20 protein-coding genes and 1 tRNA gene are annotated in these 20226 nt (G+C 72.4%); 7 read left to right on the top strand and 14 right to left on the bottom strand.

Translation table 11 applies throughout. The annotated features are described in order from the left end of the window. Positions 1 to 3 precede the first annotated feature (3 nt). From ACFYW5_RS12635 to ACFYW5_RS12620, 4 genes are all read right to left on the bottom strand, one after another. The gene (locus ACFYW5_RS12635; protein ID WP_389416925.1) at positions 4 to 645 is read right to left on the bottom strand and encodes a PadR family transcriptional regulator; all 642 of its coding nucleotides are present in this window, start codon (positions 643 to 645) and stop codon (positions 4 to 6) included. 18 nt (positions 646 to 663) lie between these two features. Next, positions 664 to 1200 carry a DinB family protein gene (locus ACFYW5_RS12630; protein ID WP_389416924.1) on the bottom strand — a complete coding sequence of 179 codons (537 nt, stop codon included), beginning with the start codon at positions 1198 to 1200 and terminating at the stop codon, positions 664 to 666. A 138-nt stretch (positions 1201 to 1338) separates the two neighbouring features. After that, positions 1339 to 2799 (bottom strand): aldehyde dehydrogenase family protein, encoded by a 1461-nt coding sequence (locus tag ACFYW5_RS12625; protein ID WP_389416923.1) that lies wholly within the window; start codon positions 2797 to 2799, stop codon positions 1339 to 1341. Positions 2800 to 2881: 82 nt separating this feature from the next. After that, positions 2882 to 3706 (bottom strand): helix-turn-helix domain-containing protein, encoded by an 825-nt coding sequence (locus tag ACFYW5_RS12620; protein ID WP_389417014.1) that lies wholly within the window; start codon positions 3704 to 3706, stop codon positions 2882 to 2884. Positions 3707 to 4059: 353 nt separating this feature from the next. Between ACFYW5_RS12620 and ACFYW5_RS12615 the strand changes: the two genes are divergently transcribed. After that, positions 4060 to 4554 carry an ATP-binding protein gene (locus ACFYW5_RS12615; protein ID WP_389416922.1) on the top strand — a complete coding sequence of 165 codons (495 nt, stop codon included), beginning with the start codon at positions 4060 to 4062 and terminating at the stop codon, positions 4552 to 4554. 109 nt (positions 4555 to 4663) lie between these two features. Here ACFYW5_RS12615 and ACFYW5_RS12610 read toward each other — a convergent pair whose 3' ends face one another. The 5 genes from ACFYW5_RS12610 to rpmG all read right to left on the bottom strand — a co-directional run bounded on the left by ACFYW5_RS12610 (position 4664) and on the right by rpmG (position 7332). Further along, positions 4664 to 4933, bottom strand: coding sequence for a DUF397 domain-containing protein (locus tag ACFYW5_RS12610; RefSeq protein WP_389416921.1), 270 nt, complete (start codon positions 4931 to 4933; stop codon positions 4664 to 4666). 617 nt (positions 4934 to 5550) lie between these two features. After that, positions 5551 to 5784 (bottom strand): 30S ribosomal protein S18, encoded by a 234-nt coding sequence (gene rpsR, locus ACFYW5_RS12605; RefSeq protein WP_389416920.1) that lies wholly within the window; start codon positions 5782 to 5784, stop codon positions 5551 to 5553. 6 nt (positions 5785 to 5790) lie between these two features. Further along, on the bottom strand, positions 5791 to 6915 hold the full coding sequence (locus ACFYW5_RS12600) for a CobW family GTP-binding protein (RefSeq protein WP_389416919.1): 1125 nt from the start codon (positions 6913 to 6915) through the stop codon (positions 5791 to 5793). Further along, positions 6915 to 7163, bottom strand: a complete 249-nt coding sequence (locus tag ACFYW5_RS12595) for a type B 50S ribosomal protein L31 (RefSeq protein ID WP_389416918.1) — start codon at positions 7161 to 7163, stop codon at positions 6915 to 6917. Before ACFYW5_RS12595 ends, ACFYW5_RS12600 begins: the two co-directional genes overlap by 1 nt. Positions 7164 to 7167: 4 nt before the next feature. Beyond that, a complete protein-coding gene (gene rpmG, locus ACFYW5_RS12590; RefSeq protein ID WP_030361075.1) occupies positions 7168 to 7332 on the bottom strand; it encodes a 50S ribosomal protein L33 in 165 nt (54 codons plus the stop codon). A gap of 62 nt (positions 7333 to 7394) precedes the next feature. On the opposite strand from rpmG, the gene rpmB reads away from it, so the two are divergent. The 4 genes from rpmB to ACFYW5_RS12570 all read left to right on the top strand — a co-directional run bounded on the left by rpmB (position 7395) and on the right by ACFYW5_RS12570 (position 9251). Next, complete coding sequence (gene rpmB / locus ACFYW5_RS12585; protein ID WP_389416917.1) at positions 7395 to 7631, top strand: 50S ribosomal protein L28; 237 nt, start codon at positions 7395 to 7397, stop codon at positions 7629 to 7631. A gap of 34 nt (positions 7632 to 7665) precedes the next feature. Further along, positions 7666 to 7971 (top strand): 30S ribosomal protein S14, encoded by a 306-nt coding sequence (rpsN, locus tag ACFYW5_RS12580; protein ID WP_389416916.1) that lies wholly within the window; start codon positions 7666 to 7668, stop codon positions 7969 to 7971. A 121-nt stretch (positions 7972 to 8092) separates the two neighbouring features. Next, the gene (locus ACFYW5_RS12575) at positions 8093 to 8548 is read left to right on the top strand and encodes a hypothetical protein (RefSeq protein ID WP_389417013.1); all 456 of its coding nucleotides are present in this window, start codon (positions 8093 to 8095) and stop codon (positions 8546 to 8548) included. A 181-nt stretch (positions 8549 to 8729) separates the two neighbouring features. After that, complete coding sequence (locus ACFYW5_RS12570; RefSeq protein WP_389416915.1) at positions 8730 to 9251, top strand: DUF4232 domain-containing protein; 522 nt, start codon at positions 8730 to 8732, stop codon at positions 9249 to 9251. Between the two features lie 2 nt (positions 9252 to 9253). Here the strand turns inward: ACFYW5_RS12570 and ACFYW5_RS12565 are convergent, their stop codons facing one another. Beyond that, positions 9254 to 10336, bottom strand: a complete 1083-nt coding sequence (locus ACFYW5_RS12565) for a DUF2786 domain-containing protein (RefSeq protein ID WP_389417012.1) — start codon at positions 10334 to 10336, stop codon at positions 9254 to 9256. A gap of 141 nt (positions 10337 to 10477) precedes the next feature. Here ACFYW5_RS12565 and ACFYW5_RS12560 point away from each other — a divergent pair, with 141 nt between their 5' ends. Both ACFYW5_RS12560 and ACFYW5_RS12555 read left to right on the top strand, forming a co-directional pair. After that, positions 10478 to 11110 carry a LysE family translocator gene (locus ACFYW5_RS12560; RefSeq protein ID WP_389416914.1) on the top strand — a complete coding sequence of 211 codons (633 nt, stop codon included), beginning with the start codon at positions 10478 to 10480 and terminating at the stop codon, positions 11108 to 11110. Between the two features lie 39 nt (positions 11111 to 11149). Further along, positions 11150 to 12835 carry a bifunctional 3'-5' exonuclease/DNA polymerase gene (locus tag ACFYW5_RS12555; RefSeq protein WP_389416913.1) on the top strand — a complete coding sequence of 562 codons (1686 nt, stop codon included), beginning with the start codon at positions 11150 to 11152 and terminating at the stop codon, positions 12833 to 12835. A 22-nt stretch (positions 12836 to 12857) separates the two neighbouring features. Here ACFYW5_RS12555 and ACFYW5_RS12550 read toward each other — a convergent pair whose 3' ends face one another. The 4 genes from ACFYW5_RS12550 to ACFYW5_RS12535 all read right to left on the bottom strand — a co-directional run bounded on the left by ACFYW5_RS12550 (position 12858) and on the right by ACFYW5_RS12535 (position 19853). After that, positions 12858 to 16196, bottom strand: a complete 3339-nt coding sequence (locus ACFYW5_RS12550) for a BTAD domain-containing putative transcriptional regulator (RefSeq protein ID WP_389416912.1) — start codon at positions 16194 to 16196, stop codon at positions 12858 to 12860. 472 nt (positions 16197 to 16668) lie between these two features. Continuing rightward, positions 16669 to 16745 (bottom strand) — tRNA-Thr (locus ACFYW5_RS12545). Between the two features lie 107 nt (positions 16746 to 16852). Next, positions 16853 to 18472, bottom strand: coding sequence for an alpha/beta hydrolase (locus tag ACFYW5_RS12540; RefSeq protein WP_389416911.1), 1620 nt, complete (start codon positions 18470 to 18472; stop codon positions 16853 to 16855). Between the two features lie 175 nt (positions 18473 to 18647). Then, positions 18648 to 19853, bottom strand: coding sequence for a DNA polymerase III subunit delta' (locus ACFYW5_RS12535; RefSeq protein WP_389416910.1), 1206 nt, complete (start codon positions 19851 to 19853; stop codon positions 18648 to 18650). Positions 19854 to 20226: the final 373 nt, after the last annotated feature.

Genomic DNA, 20226 nt, shown 5'->3' with positions numbered 1-20226 from the left:
TGATTAGCCCGCATCTCCCGGATGCGGCTCCCCCGTCGCGTACGGGTTCTCCTCGCCCTCGGCGAGGACGCCGACGAACGGCTCGCCCTCCCCCGCGAAGGTGTACGCGCCGCCCTCGATCCGCTCGATCAGCCCCTGGGTCCACTCGGCCTCGGCGTCGGCCGTGTGCACCCAGAGGTTCATGATCTCGCCGATGTGGCCCAGCTGGCCGGGGCCGTCCTCGGGCACGTAGTGCTCGGTAACGGCCGACCGCCACTCCTCGCTGCGCCGGATGCGCTCCCTGAGCAGGGCCACCGTCTCCGCGCGCGGGAGGTCCACCATGAAGCCGATGGCCGCCGACTTCACGTCCATCTTCTGGTCGTAGGAGACCAGCGCCTCACGGACCAGCCGCAGGTACTCCTCGGTACCTTGGTCCGTGATCTCGTACTCGGTGCGGGGCGGCCCCCCCGCGGTGGAGGGCGCGATCTCGTGCGCGTGCAGCAGTCCCTGTTTCGCCATCTGCTTCAGGGCGTGATAGATCGAGCCGGGTTTGGCGTTGGACCACTCGTGCGCGCCCCAGTACTCCAGGTCGTTGCGCACCTGGTAGCCGTGGGCCCGCCCGTGCTGACGCACCGCGCCGAGCACCAGGAGACGGATCGCTGACATGCGCCCCAGGTTATGACCTCAGCTTTCGGCGAGGGCAACCAGCTCGAAGGCCGTCTTCCCGTCCAGGGACTCCCGGATGATGTCGGCGTGGCCCGCGTGCCGGGCGGTCTCGCGGATCAGGTGCAGCACCAGCCAGCGCAGGGAGACCCGGCCCTCCGGGGGGAACCAGGGCATCTCGGGCAGCGCGAAGGTGTCGTCGAGGCTCGGTGCCGAGCGGATCAGGGCCTCCGTCTCGGCGGCGACCTTCTCCCAGTAGTCCAGCTGCGAGGCGAGCGTCTCCCCCTCGACCAGCACGAAGCACTCGTGCCAGTTCGACCGGTCCCGCTGCACGGCCGGCGGCTCGCCCTTGGCCAGCGAGACCCAGTACTGCTCGACCTCGGCCACATGCTTGACCAGGCCGGCCAGGGACAGCTCGCTGGCGCTGGGCCGCGAGGACGCCTGCTCGTCGGTAAGCGCGAGCACCGAGCGGCGGATGCCGCCGCGCTGCTCGTCCAGGAAGCCGAGCAGCGCTCCGCGCTCGTCGCCGGGTGCTTCCGCGGGAACGTGGGTGACCATGGCGGCCGCCTTCCGTCGATGGGGCTCCTTGCCTGACACCCACGAAACTACGGGCCATTGAGGTCAGTTGCTGTCCTCAATGGCCCGCCCCGGAGAAAAAATCTGCGGCCAGGGAAAAGACCCAGCCGAAGAAGAGACCTAGAAGGGGAACCCGCTGCGTCCGTGCTGCACGGAGATCCACTTCAGCGTGGTGAACGCGTCCAGCATGGTGTCGCCGTTGAGGCGGCCGACGCCGGAGTGCTTCTCGCCGCCGAAGGGCACGATCGGCTCGTCGTGCACGGTGCCGTCGTTCACATGGAACATGCCGGTGTCGATCCGCTTGGCGAAGGACACGCCCCGCTCGATGTCACCGGTGTGGACGGCGCCGCTCAGGCCGTACGGGGTGTCGTTGACGAGGCGCACGGCCTCCTCCTCGCCGTCGAACGGGACGAGGAAGACGACCGGTCCGAAGACCTCCTGCTGGAGCAGGGCGGAGTCGGCCGGCAGCCCGGTCAGCACGGACGGCTCGACCAGGTTGTCGGTGGTCGTCCCCCGCACCAGGGCGGTGGCTCCCTCGGCGACGGCCTGCTCGACGACACCGGACAGGGCGTCCGCCTGCGAGGAGTTGATGACCGGGCCGATGACGGTCTCGGGGTCGCGCGGGTCGCCCGCCTTGAGCGTGCGCACCTTGGCGACGAACTTCTCGGTGAACTCGTCGGCGACCGTACGGTCGACCAGGACCCGGTTGGCGGCCATGCAGACCTGGCCCTGGTGGACGTAGCGGCTGAAGACCGCGGCGTCGACGGCGTAGTCGAGGTCGGCGTCGTCGAGGACCACCAGGGCGCTGTTGCCGCCGAGTTCGAGGACCGAGCGCTTGAAGTGCGAGGCGCAGACGGTGGCCACATGGCGGCCGACCTTGTCGGAGCCGGTGAAGGAGATGACCTTCGGGACCGGGTGCTCGATGAAGGCGTCGCCGATCTCCGCTATGTCGGTGACGACGACATTGAGCAGTCCGGCGGGCAGGCCCGCGTCCTCGAAGAGCCTCGCGACCAGGGTGCCGCCGACGATCGGGGTGTTCTGGTGCGGCTTGAGCACGACCGCGTTGCCGAGCGCGAGGGCGGGGGCGACGGACTTCAGCGACAGCAGGAAGGGGAAGTTGAAGGGGCTGATCACACCGACGACGCCGACCGGGACGCGGTAGACGCGGTTCTCCTTGCCGTCCACCGGCGAGGGGATGATCCGGCCCTCGGGGCGCAGCGCCAGGTGGACCGCCTCGCGCAGGAACTCCTTGGCGAGGTGGAGCTCGAAGGCCGCCTTCAGCCGGGTGCCGCCCAGCTCGGCGATGATCATCTCGCTGATCCCCGCCTCCCGGTCCTCGATCAGCCGCAGGGCCTTCTCGAAGACGGCGCGACGCGCGTACGCGTTGGTCGCGGCCCATTCCTTCTGGGCGCGGGCGGCGGCCCGGTAGGCCTGATCCACCTCGTCGACCGTGGCTATGGTGATCGAGGCGAGCTTCTCACCGTCGTACGGGTTGAAGTCGATGATGTCCCAGGAACCTGTGCCCGGGCGCCACTCACCGTCGATGTACTGCTGGGCCAGGTCGGTGAAGCAGGACGACATGTGATCCCTCGAATCCCTAGCGGACACCTGATCAGTTTCTGATCATCTCCACGGTCTGATCACACGTCATCGTACTTGTGTTTCAAGACAGTTGAAGGAGTCCTCGGAGAAGATCGCGGCTCTCGGCCGGCCCCGGGCTGTCCTGCTGGAGCTCCTTGAGCGCCTTCTCGTACTGGGCGACGTCCTCCTGCTTGTCCAGATACAGCGCACTGGTGAGCTGCTCCAGATAGACGACGTCCGACAGGTCGGACTCCGGGAAGCTGAGGATGGTGAAGGCGCCGGACTCGCCGGAGTGCCCGCCGAAGCTGAACGGCATGATCTGCAGCCGGACGTTGGGGCGCTCGGAGACCTCGATCAGATGCTGGAGCTGGCCGCGCATCACCTCGCGGTCGCCGTAGGGGCGGCGCAGGGCGGCCTCGTCGAGGACGATGTGGAGCTCGGGGGAGCTCTCGTCGACGAGGTGCTTCTGCCGCTCCAGCCGCAGCGCCACCCGCCGCTCGACGTCGGCCTCGCTCGCGCCCTTCATCCCGCGCCGGACGACCGCGCGGGCGTAGGCCTCGGTCTGGAGCAGGCCGTGCACGAACTGCACCTCGTACACCCGGATCAGCGCGGCGGCGCCCTCCAGGCCGACATAGGTGGGGAACCAGCTGGGCAGCACGTCGGAGTAACTGTGCCACCAGCCCGCGACGTTGGCCTCCTTGGCGAGGGCGAGCAGCGACGTGCGCTCGACTTCGTCGGTGATGCCGTACAGCGTCAACAGGTCTTCCACGTCCCTGGTCTTGAAGCTCACCCGGCCCAACTCCATCCGGCTGATCTTCGACTCGGACGCGCGGATCGAGTACCCCGCGGCCTCACGCGTGATCCCGCGCGCCTCACGCAGCCGCCTGAGTTGCGAGCCGAGCAGCATGCGCCGCACCACCGATCCGGGCTCTCCCGCGCTCACGTTCGCCAGCCTCCCCAACCTCTCCAGGGCCCGAAGTCTGCCACTAAAACACTCCGAGCTGTACTCGTCCGATTACAGAGAAGGAAAGAAGCCAAAGATTTCTCTCAGGAAGGAGGAAGCAGAAGGCAAGCCGGGAGTACCAAGATGGCGGAAAAAATGGCCAACAAGCGGTACGGGAGGGTCCAATTCGGTCACGTGCACGTGCATCTGCCCTTGCATCTGCTGTACGCATCCGAAACCATGGTCCCGCGCAACCGCTGCATCGCAACGACCGCGAATTCCCGGGAGTGCCTCGCATGGGGACGAATGGATCGACCATGCTCGAGCCGTTACGGCAGGGCCTTCCGCCGCTCGATCCCGCGGCCGTGTCCAACGCCGCCTCCTGCGCACTGCCCGCCCGTTACGAAGCCGTGCGCGAGGCCCGGCACTTCACCCGCAGAACCCTCGACCAGTGGGACACGGGCGAGCGCTTCGACGACGTCTGTCTGGTGGTGTCCGAACTCGTCACCAACGCGCTCCGGCACGCGCTGCCCGCGCACCACACGCGCGTGCCCGACCAGACGCCTCCGGTACGGCTGCATCTGATGCGGTGGACCGAGCGGCTGGTGTGCGCGGTGCGCGACCCCAGCCACGACAGCCCCGTCGCCCGCGACTCGGACGACTTCTCGGCGGAGTCCGGACGCGGCCTGTTCCTGGTGGACTCCTTCGCCGACAGCTGGGGCTGGCACCCGCTGGCCGGCACACTCAACGGCAAGGTGGTCTGGGCACTGTTCCGGCTGCCGCACAAGCCGCAGCCGAGCCCCGCCGACTGAGGGGCCGCGGCGCTGTACGGCGCCGCGGCCCTACGCGCGTCACACGCGCATGACGTCCCGGCCACCGTCCCGATAGCCGGAAAAGTCCCCCGAATTGCCCGGCCGGATCTCAGCCCGCTATCAGGTGATCGAACTCGCCGTCCTTGATGCCCAGCAGCATCGCCTCGATCTCGGCGCGTGTGTAGACGAGCGCCGGACCGTCCGGGAACCGCGAGTTGCGCACGGCGACATCGCCGCCGGGCAATCGGGCGAACTCCACGCATGATCCCTGCGAGTTGCTGTGCCTGCTCTTCTGCCAGGCCACACCGCCGATCTGGGCGGCGGCCATGCCGTTGTACACGCCGGACGCGTCTTCAACGTCGTACACGTCGTGGTCCACAGGTCGCTCCCCGGTGGTGCACTGGCTGGTGAGGCCATTGATGCAATGGTCAACTGACCCGGATCATAACCTTGTTCAAGTGCTGATGCATGGGAGGATGCACGGCCAGATGCACGTGCACGCGGGGTGTTCCTGCGGTTACAGCTGTGACGTGCGCGTCGGCGAAGCCGTTCCGGCGTCTGCCCCGGAGCTCGCAGAACATGCGACCGCCATCCCCCGTCCGAGCCGGATCGTCCGGATCGAATCCCTCGTGTACTAGGAACAGACGCGCACGGAGCCGTTCATGTTCCACCATCCGACCGACGGTCCGGCGACCGGACCGACCGGACCGTCGTCCTCCCAGTGGACGCCCGCCGTCCGCCTCGCCGGCACCGGGCGACCACCTGGTGCCGGAGGCCTGTGCACCCGGCACCAGCCCGCGCAAGCGCCCGCACCCGATGACGGGGAGGTCGTCATCGGGTGCGGTGTCCGGATCGGGTCTTCGTCGGGTATACGACCGGGCAGTGGGCCGAGGTCGGCCGGACAGGCGTGCGGAAACACTCGTACGAATGGGGGCGGCCCCGTACGTCGGTGAGCGCAGTGTCCGCCTGGTGACGGGTGCGGTGTCGGCCGTTGCCTCAGCGGCTCGCGTACGGCAGCAGCGCCATCTCGCGGGCGTTCTTGACGGCCTTGGCCAGCTGCCGCTGCTGTTGCGCGGAGACCCGGGTCACGCGGCGGCTGCGGATCTTGCCGCGGTCGGAGACGAACTTCCGCAGCAGGTCGGTGTCCTTGTAGTCGACGTACTCGATCCCGGCCCGGTCGAGCGGGTTGGGGCGGTTCTTGGCGGGCATGCGGTCGCTCTTGCGGGGCATGGCGGGTCAGACCTCCAGGAGGGTGTCGAAGGCGGGCGGCAGCCGCTTCCAGGCGTCGCGCCCGGCGGCGTACTCGGCGTCGGTCAGCAGGCAGGACTCCAGCAGTTGGGCGAGGCCGTCCCGGTCCAGGCCGGGCGAGGTGAACACCAGGTGCTGGCCGCGGTCGCCGTGCTCGGGGTGCCAGTCCAGCGCGGCGGCGGCCCGGCGTACCGGCGGGACCATCTCCCAGGCCGCGTCGGGCAGCGAGGCGAGCCAGGGGCCGGCGCTCTCCACGCACAGGGCGCCCCCGGCCGCGTCCCAGTGCAGTAGCGTGTCCGGCTTGTCGGCGAGCCAGAACCTGCCCCTGCTGCGGGCGGCGGCACAGGTCAGGTCCTCCAGCGCCGCGTACAGCCGCTCCGGGTGGAAGGGCCGGCGCCGGTGCCACACCAGCGTGGCCACGCCGTGCGCGTCGGCCTCGGCGGGCAGCAGCGCGCAGGCCGGGTGCTGGGCGGCCGCGGCGGCCTCGACGTCGAACCCGGCGCGGGCGGCGCCCGCCAGGTCGCCGTGGCCGATCAGGACCCGGCGGGCGGTCGGGTGCAGCTGGGCGAGCAGTTCACGGTCCTCGTCGTCGGCCTCCGGGGAGTCGAGGAGGGCCAGCACGGGGGCGTACTCCAGCTGGCGCGCGAAGGTGTCGGCGACCGTGCGCTGGTCGGTGGCGGCGGCTGCCAGGCCCCGCTCGGCCAGGTCGTCGCCGTTGCCGAGGTACGGCAGCAGCAGCGCCGGGTCGACGGCGGTCACCACTCCGGTGACGGTGAGGCCGCCGGAGGTGACGACCTCCGCCATCGCCTTGGGTTCGACGGAGTCCCACAGCTCGACGACCGCGAGCGAGGTGCCGCCCGCGGCTTCGAGGCGCTTCAGCTCCAGCACCAGGTCCTCGCGCAGGGCGCAGCAGGCGCAGTCGTTGACGAGGGGGGCCTCTCCGGTGTCCAGGACGCCCTTGGCGTCGCGGACCGTCCGTACGACCGTGCCCGCCGGGGCCGTGGCCAGGTCGTGGTGGAGCACGACGCTGCCGGGGACCTCGGCGAGCAGCCGGTCCACGGCGGCCCTGCGGGCGTCGGCGTGCAGTCCGCCGACGAGCACGACGGGGAGCATCAGTCCTGCTTTCCGTACCGGCGCTCGAAGCGCTCCACCCGTCCCGCGGTGTCCAGCACGCGCGCGGTGCCGGTGTAGAAGGGGTGGCTGACGTCGGAGATCTCGACGTCCACGACGGGGTAGGTGTGGCCGTCCTCCCACTCGATGGTCTTCTCGCTCGTCATCGTCGAGCGGGTGAGGAAGGCGTAGTCGGCGGCGCGGTCGCGGAAGACGACGGGGCCGTAGGGCGGGTGGATTCCCTCGCGCATGTCCTCAGCGCTCCTCTCGGAAGTCGACGTGGCGGCCGGCGACCGGGTCGTACTTGCGCAGGGTCAGGCGGTCCGGGTCGTTGCGGCGGTTCTTGCGGGTCACGTAGGTGTAGCCGGTGCCGGCGGTGGACCGGAGCTTGATGACCGGCCGGAGTTCGTTGCGAGCCATGCTGGTACCTTACTGAAAATGAATTCCATTTACACACCGCGTTCGAGAGAGGTGCGTCACCTGTGTCCGCCCACTGCATGCTGACCGGCGCCCGGCCCGGCTTCGGCAACCACATCTCCCACTCCCACCGGCGGACCTCCCGCCGCTTCGACCCCAACATCCAGTCCAAGCGGTACTGGCTGCCGAGCGAGGGCCGCCATGTGCGGCTGAGGCTGAGCGCGAAGGGGATCAAGACCGTCGACTCGATCGGGGTCGAGGCGGCGGTGGCACGCATCCGCGCGCGGGGGGTGCGGGTCTGATGGCGAAGCAGAACACGCGGGAGGTACGGGGCTGATGGCGAAGCAGAGCAAGATCGCGAAGAACGAGAAGCGGCAGGAGATCGTCGCGCGATACGCCCGGCGGCGGGCCGAGCTGAAGGAGATCATCCGGCGGCCGTCGTCGACGGAGGCCGAACGGCTCGCGGCACAGCGGGAGCTGCGGCGCCAGCCGCGCGACGCGAGCCCCACGCGCGTGCGCAACCGGGACCAGGTCGACGGGCGCCCGCGCGGCTACTTCCGGACGTTCGGGCTGTCCCGGGTGTCGCTGCGGCAGCAGGCACACGCGGGCTATCTCCCAGGGGTGCGCAAGTCGTCCTGGTGACGGTCGTCGCCCTGGTCCTGGTTACGTCCTGGTAGCTTGCTGCGGTCGTGGCGTCCTAACCGGCTCATCCTGGGGGCTTGCAGTGACTTCGGCGAGGTACGCGCGCGTGGCGCGCAGGCGGATGCGGATCATGGCCGCGGCCACGGGGCTGACCGGCGTGCTCGTGCTGAGCGGGTGCGGCGACGGCGACTCCTCGGACGACGCCTCGCCCAGCGCGAGCGCCACGCCGTCCGCCACGGGGGCCGACACCGGCGGGGGCGGCGGGAGTACGGCGTCCCCCGCCGGTGACCTGGAGGGCAGCTGGCTCGCCACGACCAAGGGCAAGGCGGTGGCGCTGGTCGTCACCGGCAGCAAGGCGGGGCTGTTCGCGACCGGCGGGACCGTGTGCAGCGGCACCGCGCGCGGGACGATCGAACTCACCTGCACGGACGGCAGCAAGGACCGGTCGAGCGGGACGGTCGAATCCGTCGGCGCGAACACGCTCAAGGTGACCTGGGACAGCGGCCTGGGCACCGAGACCTACCGGAAGGCCGACGGCGCCACTCTGCCCACGGGGCTGCCGACGGCGGGCCAGTAGGCCCGGAGCCGCCGGGCCCCGGAGGTTCGGCAACCTGCGCACAGCTGTATGCGGGATGAGCGGCGCACAGCCGGATACGGGATGAGCGGCACACAGCCGTATGCGGGATGATCGGTGCACGCGATCGTATGCGTGATGATCGGTGCACGCGATCCGTCACGCACGCCTCAGAGGACACCACATGCGCGCCACCGCCCTCCCCCTCGCCGCCCTCGCCGCGGCGCTTCTGCTGACCTCCTGCGGCGACAGTGAGGGCGGTGACGGCGGCGGGGACGCGAAGCAGGGCGACAAGGCCACGGCCGCCTGCCGGCTCGCCGCCCTGGAGGTGCAGGTCGGTCCGGCCAACGCCGCTCCGGCCGCCGGGGACACCGGCAACGTGCCCGTCACCCTCACCAACGACGGCGCCGACTGCACCCTGGCCGGCCTGCCCTCGGTCACCCTCAAGGCGGGCGGCACCTCGGCGGAGGTGGCCCCCGACGCGGCGGCGACGCAGGAGGAGCGGACGCTCGCGCAGGGCGGCTCGGTGTCCGTCACCGTCACCTATGTGCGCGCGGAGGCGGGCAGCGGCCTCGCCGTGAAGACGGCCGACTTCGCGCTGCCCGGCGCCGACACCTCGCACAGCTTCCCCTGGACGTACGGCGATGTCGCGCTCAAGGGCGACCAGCCCGACGCCACGGTGAGCGGATTCCAGCAGGGCGACTGAGCTCACTCCAGCCGGCGCCTGGCCCGCACCTGGGCCTGATCGGCGGCCTCCGCGCCCTCGGTCCAGCCCGCCGCGTCGGTCACGCCGCGCAGCCGGGTCGTGGTGGTCTCGGGGAACATGTGGTCGACCCGGGCGGTGACCGCGACCTCCCGGGAGGCCAGGACCGGCAGCAGGTCGTCGCCCACCTGGGTCTCGGCGGCCCGCGCCAGCCGGGTGCCGACGCGGTGGGCGTAGGCGGCGAGGAAGGACTGCCGGAACGTCTTGGTCCGCTTGCGCCCGCCGGCGCGTTGGGCCGCCTCCGCCTTCGTCATCGCGGTCTGCGCCTGCACGAGGAGCGAGGTGTGGAGCAGCTCGACCACCTCCAGATCGGCCTCGAACCCGACGACGGTGGAGAAGCCGACGGCCTCGTTCCACACCGCGCGGCAGTGGTTCGCGGCGGCCACCGCGTCCAGCAGCATCGCCTTGGCCTGCTCGTACGGCGGCTCGACGCCGATCCGGCAGGCGCCGGGGGCGTCGGGCGCGGGCGACCGGGCCGCCAGCAGCGCCTCGTCGACGCTGTGCCGGGCCATCAGCTCCTGCGCCTTGGCGGTCAGCGCCTCCGCCTCCTCCGGGAACCCCGTCCCCTCCGCCTTGGCGAGCAGCGCGCGGATCCGGGTCAGCATGCGGGACTCGGGCCTGCGGGAGTGCCGTGGATCGTCGAGGGGTTCCAGGGGCGGCAGGCGCAGCAGCAGGCGGTACAGCTCCAGGACGGCGGTGGCGTGCGTGAAACGGTCGCCCGCGCGCGTGGGCGGCGCGTCCAGCTCGTCGAGCTGCGCCCGCCACCGCGGGCCGCGCGGCACGTCGTCCGGCGCCTGCGCGTGGATGAGGGCGGCGAGCAGGCGCAGATGTACGTCGTCCAGGTCGCGCCGGACGACGCGTACGACGTCGGCGGGCTGCCAGCCGCGCCGCCAGGCCGCCGCGACGAACTCCCGGCCCCGGCGTTCCAGTTCCGCGTCCGCCCCGGCGTCGGCGGCGAGGAGGGAGGCGCCGGTGTCCAGGGCGCTGTCGGAGTCGGTGTGGAGGGCGGCCTCGAAGGCGCGGTCCACGGTGCCGCGCGTGCCACTCTTGCTGTTCTTGCCGTTCTTGCCGTTCTTGCCGCTCGAACTGTTCGTGCTGCTCACCCGCCGATCGTCTCACTCCCCGAAAATCGGTCGCCCGCGCGCGTGGGTGCTCCGAGCATGGCTCGCATGGTGGACACGTCTTTGTACGCGGCGTTCCTGGTCGCCGCCTTCGCGCTCTGCATCACCCCGGGCCCCGACATGATGTTCATCGTGGCGATGGGCGGGCGGGGCGGACCCACGGCGGGAGTGATGGCGGCGTTCGGGGTGGCCTGCGCGATGCTCGTCCACACGGTCGCCGCGGCGCTCGGTCTGTCGGCGCTGTTCACGACGCTGCCGACGCTGTACCACGTGCTGCGCTGGGTGGGCGCGGCCTATCTGCTCTACCTCGCGGTGAAGGCGTTCCGGGACCGCTCGGTGCCGGGCGAGGACGGGACCGCCGACACCGGCTCGGGCATGCGGCGGGCCTTCTGGCAGGGTGCCGTCACCAATCTGCTGAACCCCAAGGTGATCCTGTTCAACGTGGCGTTCCTGCCGCAGTTCGTGGACCCGTCGCTCGGGCATGTGCCGGGACAGCTGCTGCTGCTCGGCGGGACGCTGGTGCTGATGGGGTTCCTCTGGGACGGCTGCGTGGGCCTGCTGGCCGGCCGGCTGGCGGACCTGCTCCGCCGCAGCAGGCGGGTGAACCGCTGGCTCAACATCGTCTCCGGCACGGTGTTCACGGGCCTCGCGGTGCGGCTGGCGGTGACCTCGCCGAAGTAGCCGAGGGCCGTTGTCAGACCCTCCTGCCACACTCCTGACATGACCGACCGGTGGGCTCTCGCACCGGCCGAGGACGGTGGCACGGAGCTCGCCCCCCTCGGCCCGGACGGGCTGCCCGCGGGGCCGGTCGTGCGGGAGCCGGATCTCGCCGCGGCGGTGCGCGGCAGGCCGGAGGTCGCGCGCTGGGTCTGGCGTTCCACCGCCGAGGTCTACCCGCGCCTGCTCGCCACGGGGGTGCGAGTGGAGCGGTGCTACGACATCGAGGACGCCGAGACCCTCCTGCTCGGCCACGAGGGGCGGTACGGCGAGCCCCGTTCCGCGGCCGCGGCCCTGGCCCGGCTGCGCGGCGGCCCCGTACCGCCCGACCCGCCCCAGCGGCCCGCCGAGCCGGGCGCCCAGTCCTCGCTCTTCGAGCCGCAGGCCGTCCATGTGCCGCTGGCCGACCTGCTGGAGGTCTACGCCGAGCAGCAGCGGCGGCACGACAAGGCCGCGCACCCGGAGCGGATGCGGCTGCTGACGGCCGCCGAGTCGGCGGGGATGCTGGTCGCCGCCGAGATGAACCGCGCCGGGCTGCCGTGGAGCGCCGACGTCCACCGCCGGGTGCTGCACGACCTGCTCGGCGAGCGGTACGCGGGCGGTGGCGAGCCCCGTCGCCTCGCCGAGCTGGCCGACGAGGTGTCCGCCGCCTTCGGCCGCCGGGTCCGGCCCGATCTGCCCGCCGATGTCGTCAAGGCCTTCGCGCAGGCCGGCATCAAGGTCCGGTCGACCCGGCGCTGGGAGATCGCGTCCGTCGACCATCCGGCCGTGGCGCCGCTGCTCGAATACAAGAAGCTGTACCGGATCTGGGTGGCCCACGGCTGGTCCTGGCTCCAGGACTGGGTGCGCGAGGGGCGGTTCCGCCCGGAGTTCCTCGCGGGCGGCACCGTCACCGGACGGTGGGTGACCAATGGCGGGGGCGGGCTCCAGATCCCCAAGGTGATCCGGCGGGCGGTCGTCGCCGACCCCGGGTGGCGGCTCGTCGTCGCCGACGCCGACCAGATGGAGCCGCGTGTGCTGGCCGCCATCTCCCGCGACCCCGGTCTGATGGAGGTGGCGGGCCGGGAGAGCGATCTGTACCAGTCGGTCTCCGACCGGGCCTTCTCCGGCGACCGCGCCCAGGCGAAGCTCGCGGTGCTCGGCGCGGTCTACGGCCAGACCTCCGGCGACGGCCTGAAGAACCTCGCCGCACTCCGCCGCCGCTTCCCCCTCGCCGTGGCCTACGTCGACGACGCGGCGCGGGCCGGTGAGGAAGGGCGGCTGGTGCGCACCTGGCTGGGCCGCACCTGCCCGCCCGCGGCCGGAGCGGGCGAGGAGTCGGCGGAGGAGGCGGGCATCCCGGTCGGCGACGACTCCGACGACGCCCCCCAGTGGGTGCCCGGGTACGCCTCCACCGACGCCCGCGCGCGGGGCCGCTTCGCCCGTAACTTCGTCGTCCAGGGCAGCGCCGCCGACTGGGCGCTGCTGCTGCTCGCCGCGTTGCGGCAAGCCTGCGCGGGCAAGGCGGCCGAGCTGGTGTTCTTCCAGCACGACGAGGTGATCGTGCACTGTCCCGAGGAGGAGGCGGAGGCGGTCGCGGCGGCGATCCGGGAGGCGGCCGAGCTGGCGGGGCGGCTGACGTTCGGGGAGACGCCGGTGCGGTTTCCGTTCACCACGGCGGTGGTGGAGTGCTATGCGGACGCGAAGTGATCAGGCGGGGGGAGCGGGGTGATCAGGTGGGGGTGGCGAGGAGTGTCGCGAGTTCGGTGAGCACCGTCTTCTCGTCGGTCCCGTCCAGGGCCTCCCGCGCTGCCGTCCATGCCGAGCGGGCCTCCTCGGTACAGCCCGACTCGCGCAGCAGGAGTCCGTGCTGGTGGCGGGCGAGGCCGCCCATGTAGCGGTCGGCGCGGGCGTCGGCGCGGCGCAGCAGTTCGGCGCACTCCTGGGCGGCCCGCTCGGTGCGGCCCAGCAGCCGCAGGGAGCGGACCAGGCCGAGGCGGGCCTGCGACTCACCGTGCCAGTCGCCCTGGTCGGCGAGGTCCCGCGGGGTCTCCTCGAAGTGCCGGGCGGCCGCGTCCGGTTCGCCGAGGGTGAGATGGGCGTAGCCGATGTTGCACCGCGCGTAGAGCTGGAGGAGGGCGTTGCCGATGGTCTCGCCGATGGCCAGCGAGAGGCGGTGCTGCTCGATGGCGGCCCGGGGGTCGGTGTGCTCGTACAGGTTCCCGAGGTGCTGGTGGGTCACCGCCTCGCCGTACGGGTCGTTCAGCCGCCGCGAGTAGGCGAGGCTCTGGCGCAGCGCCCGCCCCGACTCCTCGTAGCGGCCGAGTCCTTCGAGCAGCAGGCCGCGGTTGTTGAGGGAGCGGCGGATCCAGGAGAGGACGCCGAGCCGCCGCCAGATGGCCAGGGCCTGGTCGTTGAGGGCGAGGGCGTCGTTCTGCCGGCCGGTGAGGAAGTGCAGTCCGGCCAGGTCACCGAGGGCGTACGCCTCGGCCGCCTCGTCCCCGAGCCGCCGCGCCACCCGCAGCGCGGCCCGGCCGAGGGTCTCCATCTCGGCGACCCGGCCGCCGCGTTGGAGGTACGGGAAGATCAGGCGCAGCAGCGTGCACAGGCGGGCGGCGATACAGGGCTCGGGCGCGTCGGCGTACCGCTCGGCAAGCGCCACCACGTTCTCCAGCTCGGTGTCGCCCCAGGCGAACGCCTCCTCGGGACCGGTGAAGGGATGGGTGCCGGTGACGTGGGACGCGTGCTCGGGCGGCTGGCTGGCGGTGGGACGACGGCGGTCGTCCTGGTCGAGGCCGGGGTCGACGATCGCGGTGAGGGTGCGTTCGGCGAGGGCGGCGTACCAGTTCAGGGCGGTTTCGACGACGGCGGTGCCGCCTTCGGCGCCGGCCAGTTCGCGGGCGAAGTCGCGGACCAGGTCGTGGGGGACGTAGCGGCCGAGCGCCGTCTCCTCCAGGAGGGCCACGTCGACGAGCCGGTCGAGGGCGTCCTCGGCGCGCCGGGTGCCGATGCCGCTCAGGCGGGCCAGCAGGGGGGCACCGTACTCGGGCAGGTCGAGGGCGCCGATGCGGCACAGCACGAGGGCGGCGTCCCGGTCGGCCTCGCGGTCGGAGGCGGCGAGCGCGTCGTGCGCGACGGCCAGGGAGCGGCGGACGCTGAGGTCGTCGTACTCCAGGTGGTGCAACCGCCCCTCGGTGGCGGCCAGTTGACCGGCCAGCACGTCCGGGGTGAGGGCGCGGCGGGCGGCGAGGCGGGCGGCGACCACCCGCAGGGCGAGCGGAAGGCGGCCGGTGAGTTCGACGAGGGGGTGGCCGGCGTCGATCCCGTCGTCGCGTCCGGACACCGCTCGCAGCAGCGCGGCGCTGTCCTCGGCGGACAGGGGCGTGAGCGGGATGCGCCGGGCGCCGTCGAGCGCGGCGAGGGAGGAACGGCTGGTGATGATCACGGCGCAGCCGGGGCCCGCGGGGAGCAAGGGGCGTACCTGTGCGGCGTTCGCGGCATCGTCCAGGACCAGCAGGGTGCGGGTGGGGGCGAGCATCGAGCGCAGCAACGCGGCGGCGGCGTCGGGGTGTTCGGGGATGGCGCGGGGGTCGGCTCCGACGTCCCGCAGGAGCGCGGCCAGGGCCTGGGCGGAGGTGAGAGGGAGCATGCCCGGGGTGGCGCCGTGCAGGTTGACGTAGAGCTGGCCGTCGGGGAAGCGGTCCGTCAGGGCGTGGGCGATGTGGAGGGCCAGGGCGCTCTTGCCGAGGCCGGCCATGCCGGTCAGGACGGTGATGGCGGGGCGGAGGGCCCGGCCGGCGAGGGTGCGGCGGAGGTCGTCGGCGAGGTGGGCGCGGCCGGTGAAGTGGGCGGGGGGTGGGGGGAGTTGGGCTGGGCGGATGGGGGGTGCCGGGATCTTGGCGTCGTCGGCAACGGCTCCGGGGGATGTCGGGGTGTGGGGATCGCCAGGGGTTTTGGAGGGCGCGGGGGCGTTGGCCTGGCGTGCTGCTCCGGAGGGCACCGGGCTATTCGCCTCGCCTGCAGCTCCGGAGGGCGGGAGGGCGTTGGCCTCACCCGCGGCTCCGGAGGACGCCGGGCTATTCGCCTCGCCTGCGGCTCCGGAGGGCGGGAGGGTGCTGGCCTCGCCTGCGGCTCCGGAGGACGCCGGGCTCTTGGCCTCACCCGCGGCTCCGGAAGACGCCGAGGACTTAGCCTCACCCGCAGCTCCGGAGGACGCCGGGGCCATGGCCCCGGTAACGACGCCGGAAGACACCGGAACCTTGGCCTCACCCACAGCTCCAGAGCGCTCAACGCCGCCCGCTTCCTCCACCGGCTCCCGCAGCACCTCCAGGTGCGCCCCGCGGACGGCGACCCCCGGCTCCACGCCGAGTTCCTCCACGAGCCGGTGCCGCAGGTCTCGGTGGACGGCGAGGGCCTCCGCCTGGCGTCCGCTGCGATGCAGCGCGAGCATCAGCTGGCGGTGGTAGGCCTCGCGCAACGGGTGTTCGGCGGCGAGGGCGGACAACTCCGGGAGCAGGACGTCCGGTCGGCCGTCGGCGAGGGCCAACTCGGCGTCGTAGCGCCACTCCAGGAGCAGCAGCCGGGCCTCCCTGAGGCGTTCCACGAACGGGTAACCGCCCAGGTCGGCGGGGAGTCCGCTCAAGGGTGCGCCGCGCCACAGGGCGAGCGCTGCGGTGCACTCGCACAGGGTGCGGCGCCAGTCCCGGGAGGCGTGGGCGGCGCGCGCGGTGGTGAGGTGCGCCTCGAAGACATGGACGTCCAGCTCGCCGTTGTCGACGCGCAGCAGATACCCGGGGGACACGGCGCGCAGTCGCGCCGGGTCGTCGAGGAGGCGGCGCAGCCGGGTGACGTGGTTGTGCAGGGAGGCGTGCGCGGAAGCGGGCGGCGCGCCGCCCCAGAGCGCGTCCTTGAGCGCGTCGACGGAGACGGTACGGCCCGCTTCGAGCAGGAGGGCGGCCAGGAGGGCCCGGAGCTTGGGGCTGCCGACGGGGCGGGCCACGGCGCCGTCGCCGCCGGGGTCGTAGAGCACCGGCGGCCCCAGCAGTCCGAACCGCAGCTCGTACCGCTCCACGCCGCCCACTGCCTTTCCGCGCCCCGCGCACCACGGCGTAGCCCGGCCGTCGTGGCGGATTTCCGCCGGTCGACGGCGGTATTCCGCCACCCTGTTCCCGACGGGCCACCCGCCGGGATCCGCTGCCGTTCCGCCCGTCCGGCGCAATGGCCCCGGCGTCTTCACGCCAGTCGGCCGACGGCGGCACGGAGAAGCTTTGGCCATATGTTAGCGATCCGTTGGTGGAACCTGATGTGATCACTACATCGGATCCGGCTCGACGGTGCGCGCGTAAGACGCGTTGCTCGGGGGAGTGTTACCGCCGCGGCCGGTCCGGGGACGCACAGGGTCCCGGTCGTCGGAGGTGAGCGACCGGGACCCGCGTCCACCCCCTCGCTTCGCAGGTGCTCCCGCCCCCGGTCCGCGCGCCTCCACTACCGCTTCCGCGCAACAAAAAAGACCCCGGCTCGGAACTGTCCGACCGGGGTCCTGGTGGAGCCGCCTTCGGGATTCGAACCCGAGACCTACGCATTACGAGTGCGTTGCTCTGGCCATCTGAGCTAAGGCGGCGCGCTGTCCGCACTATGGTGCGATCAGCAACGTCGGTAAGTCTACACAGTTTCGGAAGGTGCTCCGTACCGGCCCCGGCGGGGGTGGGACCAGGGCCGGTACGGGGGCTATGAGCAGCGCTTCCGGTCCGTCGGCGGGGTCCCTCGCAGGAGGTACGCGTTGACCGTGCGGTCGATGCAGTCACTGCCCCGGCCGTACGCGGTGTGGCCGTCGCCCTCGTAGGTGAGGAGGCGGGCCGAGGAGAGCTGGGCGGCCAGCGCGCGGGCCCAGCGGTACGGCGTCGCCGGGTCGCGGGTGGTGCCGACCACGACGATCGGGGCCGCGCCCTTCGCCTCGATGCGGTGCGGCTCGCCCGTGGGGGCCACCGGCCAGTACGCGCAGTTCAGCGAAGCCCAGGCCAGGCCCTCACCGAAGACGGGGGACGCCTTCTCGAAGGCCGGCAGGGCGTCCCGCACCTGCTCGGGGGTGTCGAAGGCGGGCGGGAGGTCCAGGCAGTTCACGGCGGCGTTGGCGAACATCAGGTTCGAGTAGCGGCCCTCCGCGTCCCGTTCGTAATAGCTGTCCGCGAGGGCCAGCAGACCCGCGCCGTCGTTCTCCTTCATCGCCGCGGTCAGCGCCTCGCGCAGCTGTGCCCAGGCCGCCTCGTCGTACATCGCCGCGATCACGCCGATGGTGGCCAGGGACTCGCCCAGCTCACGGCCGTCCGCGTCGCCCGTGGGGATCGGCCGGGCGTCGAGCTTCCCGAAGAACGCCTTGAGGTTCTTGCCGACCTCGCCGGCCTTCGCACCCAGCGGGCAGTCGGGCTGCTGGACACAGTCCCGCGCGAACGCCTGGAACGCCGTCTCGAACCCCGCGGTCTGGTCGAGGTTCAGCCGGCGGGCAGGCAGCGACGGGTCCATCGCGCCGTCCAGGACCAGCCGGCCGGCGCGCTTGGGGAACAGTCCCGCGTACGTCGCCCCGAGGAAGGTGCCGTAGGACGCCCCGACGTAGTTCAGCCGCTCGTCCCCCAGCACCGCGCGCAGGATGTCCATGTCCCGGGCCGCCTCGACGGTGGACACATGGCGCAGCAGCTCCGGGGAGTCCGCCCCGCAGCCCTCCGCGAACGTCTTGTACGCGTCGACCAGTGCCGTCTGCTCCCGGTCGTCGTCGGGTGTCAGATCGGTCCGGGTGTACGTGTCCATCTCGGGCCCGTCGAGGCATTCGACCGGTTCGCTGCGGGCGACGCCCCGCGGGTCGAGGGCGACCATGTCGTAGCGGGCGCGGACCTCGGCCGGGTAGCCGATCCCGGCGTACGCCTGGAGGTAGGCGACCGCCGAGCCTCCCGGCCCGCCCGGGTTGACCAGCAGCGACCCGATCCGCTTGCCCGGGCCCGTGGCCTTTTTGCGGGCGACGGCCAGCCGGACGTCGTCCTCCCCCGGCTCGGCGTAGTCGAGCGGCGCCTTCAGCGTGGCGCACTCGAAGCCGGGAGTCCCGCACTCGCGCCAGTTCAGCTTCTGGCCGTAGTACGGCGACAGCGCGTCCGGGGTCGCCTGCGGCAGCGCGGCCAGCGCGGCCTCCGCCGCCGGGCTCGCGGACGTGGTCGAGCCGCCCGTGGAGCAGGCGGAGACCACCAGGGCGGCGACGCCGATGAGGGCTGCGGCCGCGCGGACTCCGTGGGGCCGGGGGCGGGCGTGCCGGTGGGACCGGGTACTTGGGGTGGGGGTCGGGTGGGGGCGCCTGAGGTGCATCAAGCGAGCGTAACTCTGTGCATCGGTGCTGAAGCCCTCCGTGAGGATCACAGCTCGTACGGGTTACGTGGTCAACCTGCCGTTGATGCGACGGGGGACGGGGTGGGGGTGAGCTGCCCGCCTGGCGCGTGGGCCGCGCCGCAGGGTGACCGGTTGCCGCCCGGCGCCGACGGGCTCAGCCCGCTCTCAGCGCCATCGTCATCGCCTCCACCGCCAGCAGCGGAGCCACATTGCGGTCCAGCGCGTCCCGGCACGCGGCGATGGCCTCGATCCGGCGCAGCGTGGACTCCGGGGTGCTGCCGCAGGCGAGCCGCTGCAGGGTGTCCTCGGCGTCGGCGTTGGCGATGGCCACGCGGGAGCCGAGCTGGAGGGCGAGGACGTCGCGGTAGAAGGCGGTGAGGTCGGTCAGGGCGAGGTCGAGGCTGTCGCGCTGGGTGCGGGTGCGGCGGCGCTTCTGCTTGTCCTCCAGGTCCTTCATCACGCCCGCCGTGCCGCGCGGGAGCCGGCCGCCCTGGGCCGCGCCGAGGGCCGTCTTCAGCTCCTCGGTCTCCTTGCCGTCCATCTCCTCGGCGAGCTGCTTGGCGTCCTCGGCCGCCGCGTCGACGAGTTCCTGCGCGGCCTTGAGGCAGCCGCCGATGTCCTCGACCCGCAACGGCAGCTTGAGAACGGCGGCCCGGCGCTCGCGCGCGGCCGGGTCCGTGGCCAGCCGGCGCGCCCGGTCGACGTGGCCCTGCGTGGCGCGGGCCGCGGCGGCGGCGACCGCGGGCTCGATGCCCTCCCGGCGTACCAGCATGTCCGCGATCGCGTCGACGGAGGGCGTACGCAGGTTCAGGTGGCGGCAGCGGGAGCGGATCGTGGGCAGGACGTCCTCGATGGACGGGGCACACAGCATCCAGACCGTACGGGGGGCAGGCTCCTCCACCGCCTTCAGGACGGCGTTGGCCGACTTCTCGTTCAGCCGCTCGGCGTCCTCGACCAGGATGATCTGCCAGCGGCCGGTGGCCGGTGAGGTGAACGACTTGCGGACGGTGTCCCTCATGTCGTCGACGAGGATCTGCGAACCCACGGCGGCGACGGTGCTGACGTCGGCATGGGTGCCCACCAGCGCCGTATGACAGCCGTCGCAGAAGCCGCAGCCGGGGGTCCCGCCGAGGGCGCGGTCGGGGCTGACGCATTGGAGCGCGGCGGCGAAGGCCCGGGCCGTCTGGGCGCGGCCGGCGCCGGGGGGGCCCGTGAAGAGCCAGGCGTGCGTCATCTTCGACGCCTCGGGGGGCGGGACGTGGGTGGCGGCCGCGGTGACCAGGGCGTCGGCGTCCCGGGCAGCGGCGATCAGCTGCTCGCTCACCTTCTCCTGCCCGACGAGGTCATCCCACACGGTCATGCCACACGCCGCCTTTCCGTCCACCTGCAGCGGTACGGCATCCATTGTGCGGGTCGCCACTGACAACGAGGTCCGCCCACCGCCACGCGGACGCCGACCGACAGCTCAACACGGCCCCCGGCCCCCGCAACTCGACACCGCAACCGCACGGACACGGGCCGACGGCGCAGCACCGCCCCGGCCCCGCATCTCGACACCACAGCCGCACCAACACGAGCCGAAGGCTCTGCACCCCGCCCCGACCCCGCTCATCGGCACCGCAGCCCCCGACGCCCAGCCGAGGACTGAGCACCGCCCCCATCCCCGGCCGACAGCTCACCGACACCCCCGCCCCGCTCATCGGCACCGCAGCCCCCGGCACCCGGCCGAGGAC

Origin of the sequence: Streptomyces sp. NPDC002779, from assembly GCF_042888685.1 — a bacterium.
Taxonomy (GTDB): domain Bacteria; phylum Actinomycetota; class Actinomycetes; order Streptomycetales; family Streptomycetaceae; genus Streptomyces.
This window is presented reverse-complemented; position numbering and strand designations above follow the sequence as displayed.

Coding starts and splice junctions, on each gene's coding strand:
- ACFYW5_RS12575 (WP_389417013.1), top strand. CDS start 8,093: ATGCGGATCATGGCCGCGGCCACGGGGCTGACCGGCGTGCTCGTGCTG.
- rpmG (WP_030361075.1), bottom strand. CDS start 7,332: ATGGCTCGCAACGAACTCCGGCCGGTCATCAAGCTCCGGTCCACCGCC.
- ACFYW5_RS12560 (WP_389416914.1), top strand. CDS start 10,478: ATGGTGGACACGTCTTTGTACGCGGCGTTCCTGGTCGCCGCCTTCGCG.
- ACFYW5_RS12620 (WP_389417014.1), bottom strand. CDS start 3,706: ATGCTGCTCGGCTCGCAACTCAGGCGGCTGCGTGAGGCGCGCGGGATC.
- rpsR (WP_389416920.1), bottom strand. CDS start 5,784: ATGCCCCGCAAGAGCGACCGCATGCCCGCCAAGAACCGCCCCAACCCG.
- ACFYW5_RS12615 (WP_389416922.1), top strand. CDS start 4,060: ATGCTCGAGCCGTTACGGCAGGGCCTTCCGCCGCTCGATCCCGCGGCC.
- ACFYW5_RS12595 (WP_389416918.1), bottom strand. CDS start 7,163: ATGCGCGAGGGAATCCACCCGCCCTACGGCCCCGTCGTCTTCCGCGAC.
- ACFYW5_RS12600 (WP_389416919.1), bottom strand. CDS start 6,915: ATGCTCCCCGTCGTGCTCGTCGGCGGACTGCACGCCGACGCCCGCAGG.
- ACFYW5_RS12630 (WP_389416924.1), bottom strand. CDS start 1,200: ATGGTCACCCACGTTCCCGCGGAAGCACCCGGCGACGAGCGCGGAGCG.
- ACFYW5_RS12635 (WP_389416925.1), bottom strand. CDS start 645: ATGTCAGCGATCCGTCTCCTGGTGCTCGGCGCGGTGCGTCAGCACGGG.
- ACFYW5_RS12555 (WP_389416913.1), top strand. CDS start 11,150: ATGACCGACCGGTGGGCTCTCGCACCGGCCGAGGACGGTGGCACGGAG.
- ACFYW5_RS12570 (WP_389416915.1), top strand. CDS start 8,730: ATGCGCGCCACCGCCCTCCCCCTCGCCGCCCTCGCCGCGGCGCTTCTG.
- ACFYW5_RS12540 (WP_389416911.1), bottom strand. CDS start 18,472: ATGCACCTCAGGCGCCCCCACCCGACCCCCACCCCAAGTACCCGGTCC.
- rpsN (WP_389416916.1), top strand. CDS start 7,666: ATGGCGAAGCAGAGCAAGATCGCGAAGAACGAGAAGCGGCAGGAGATC.
- ACFYW5_RS12625 (WP_389416923.1), bottom strand. CDS start 2,799: ATGTCGTCCTGCTTCACCGACCTGGCCCAGCAGTACATCGACGGTGAG.
- ACFYW5_RS12535 (WP_389416910.1), bottom strand. CDS start 19,853: ATGACCGTGTGGGATGACCTCGTCGGGCAGGAGAAGGTGAGCGAGCAG.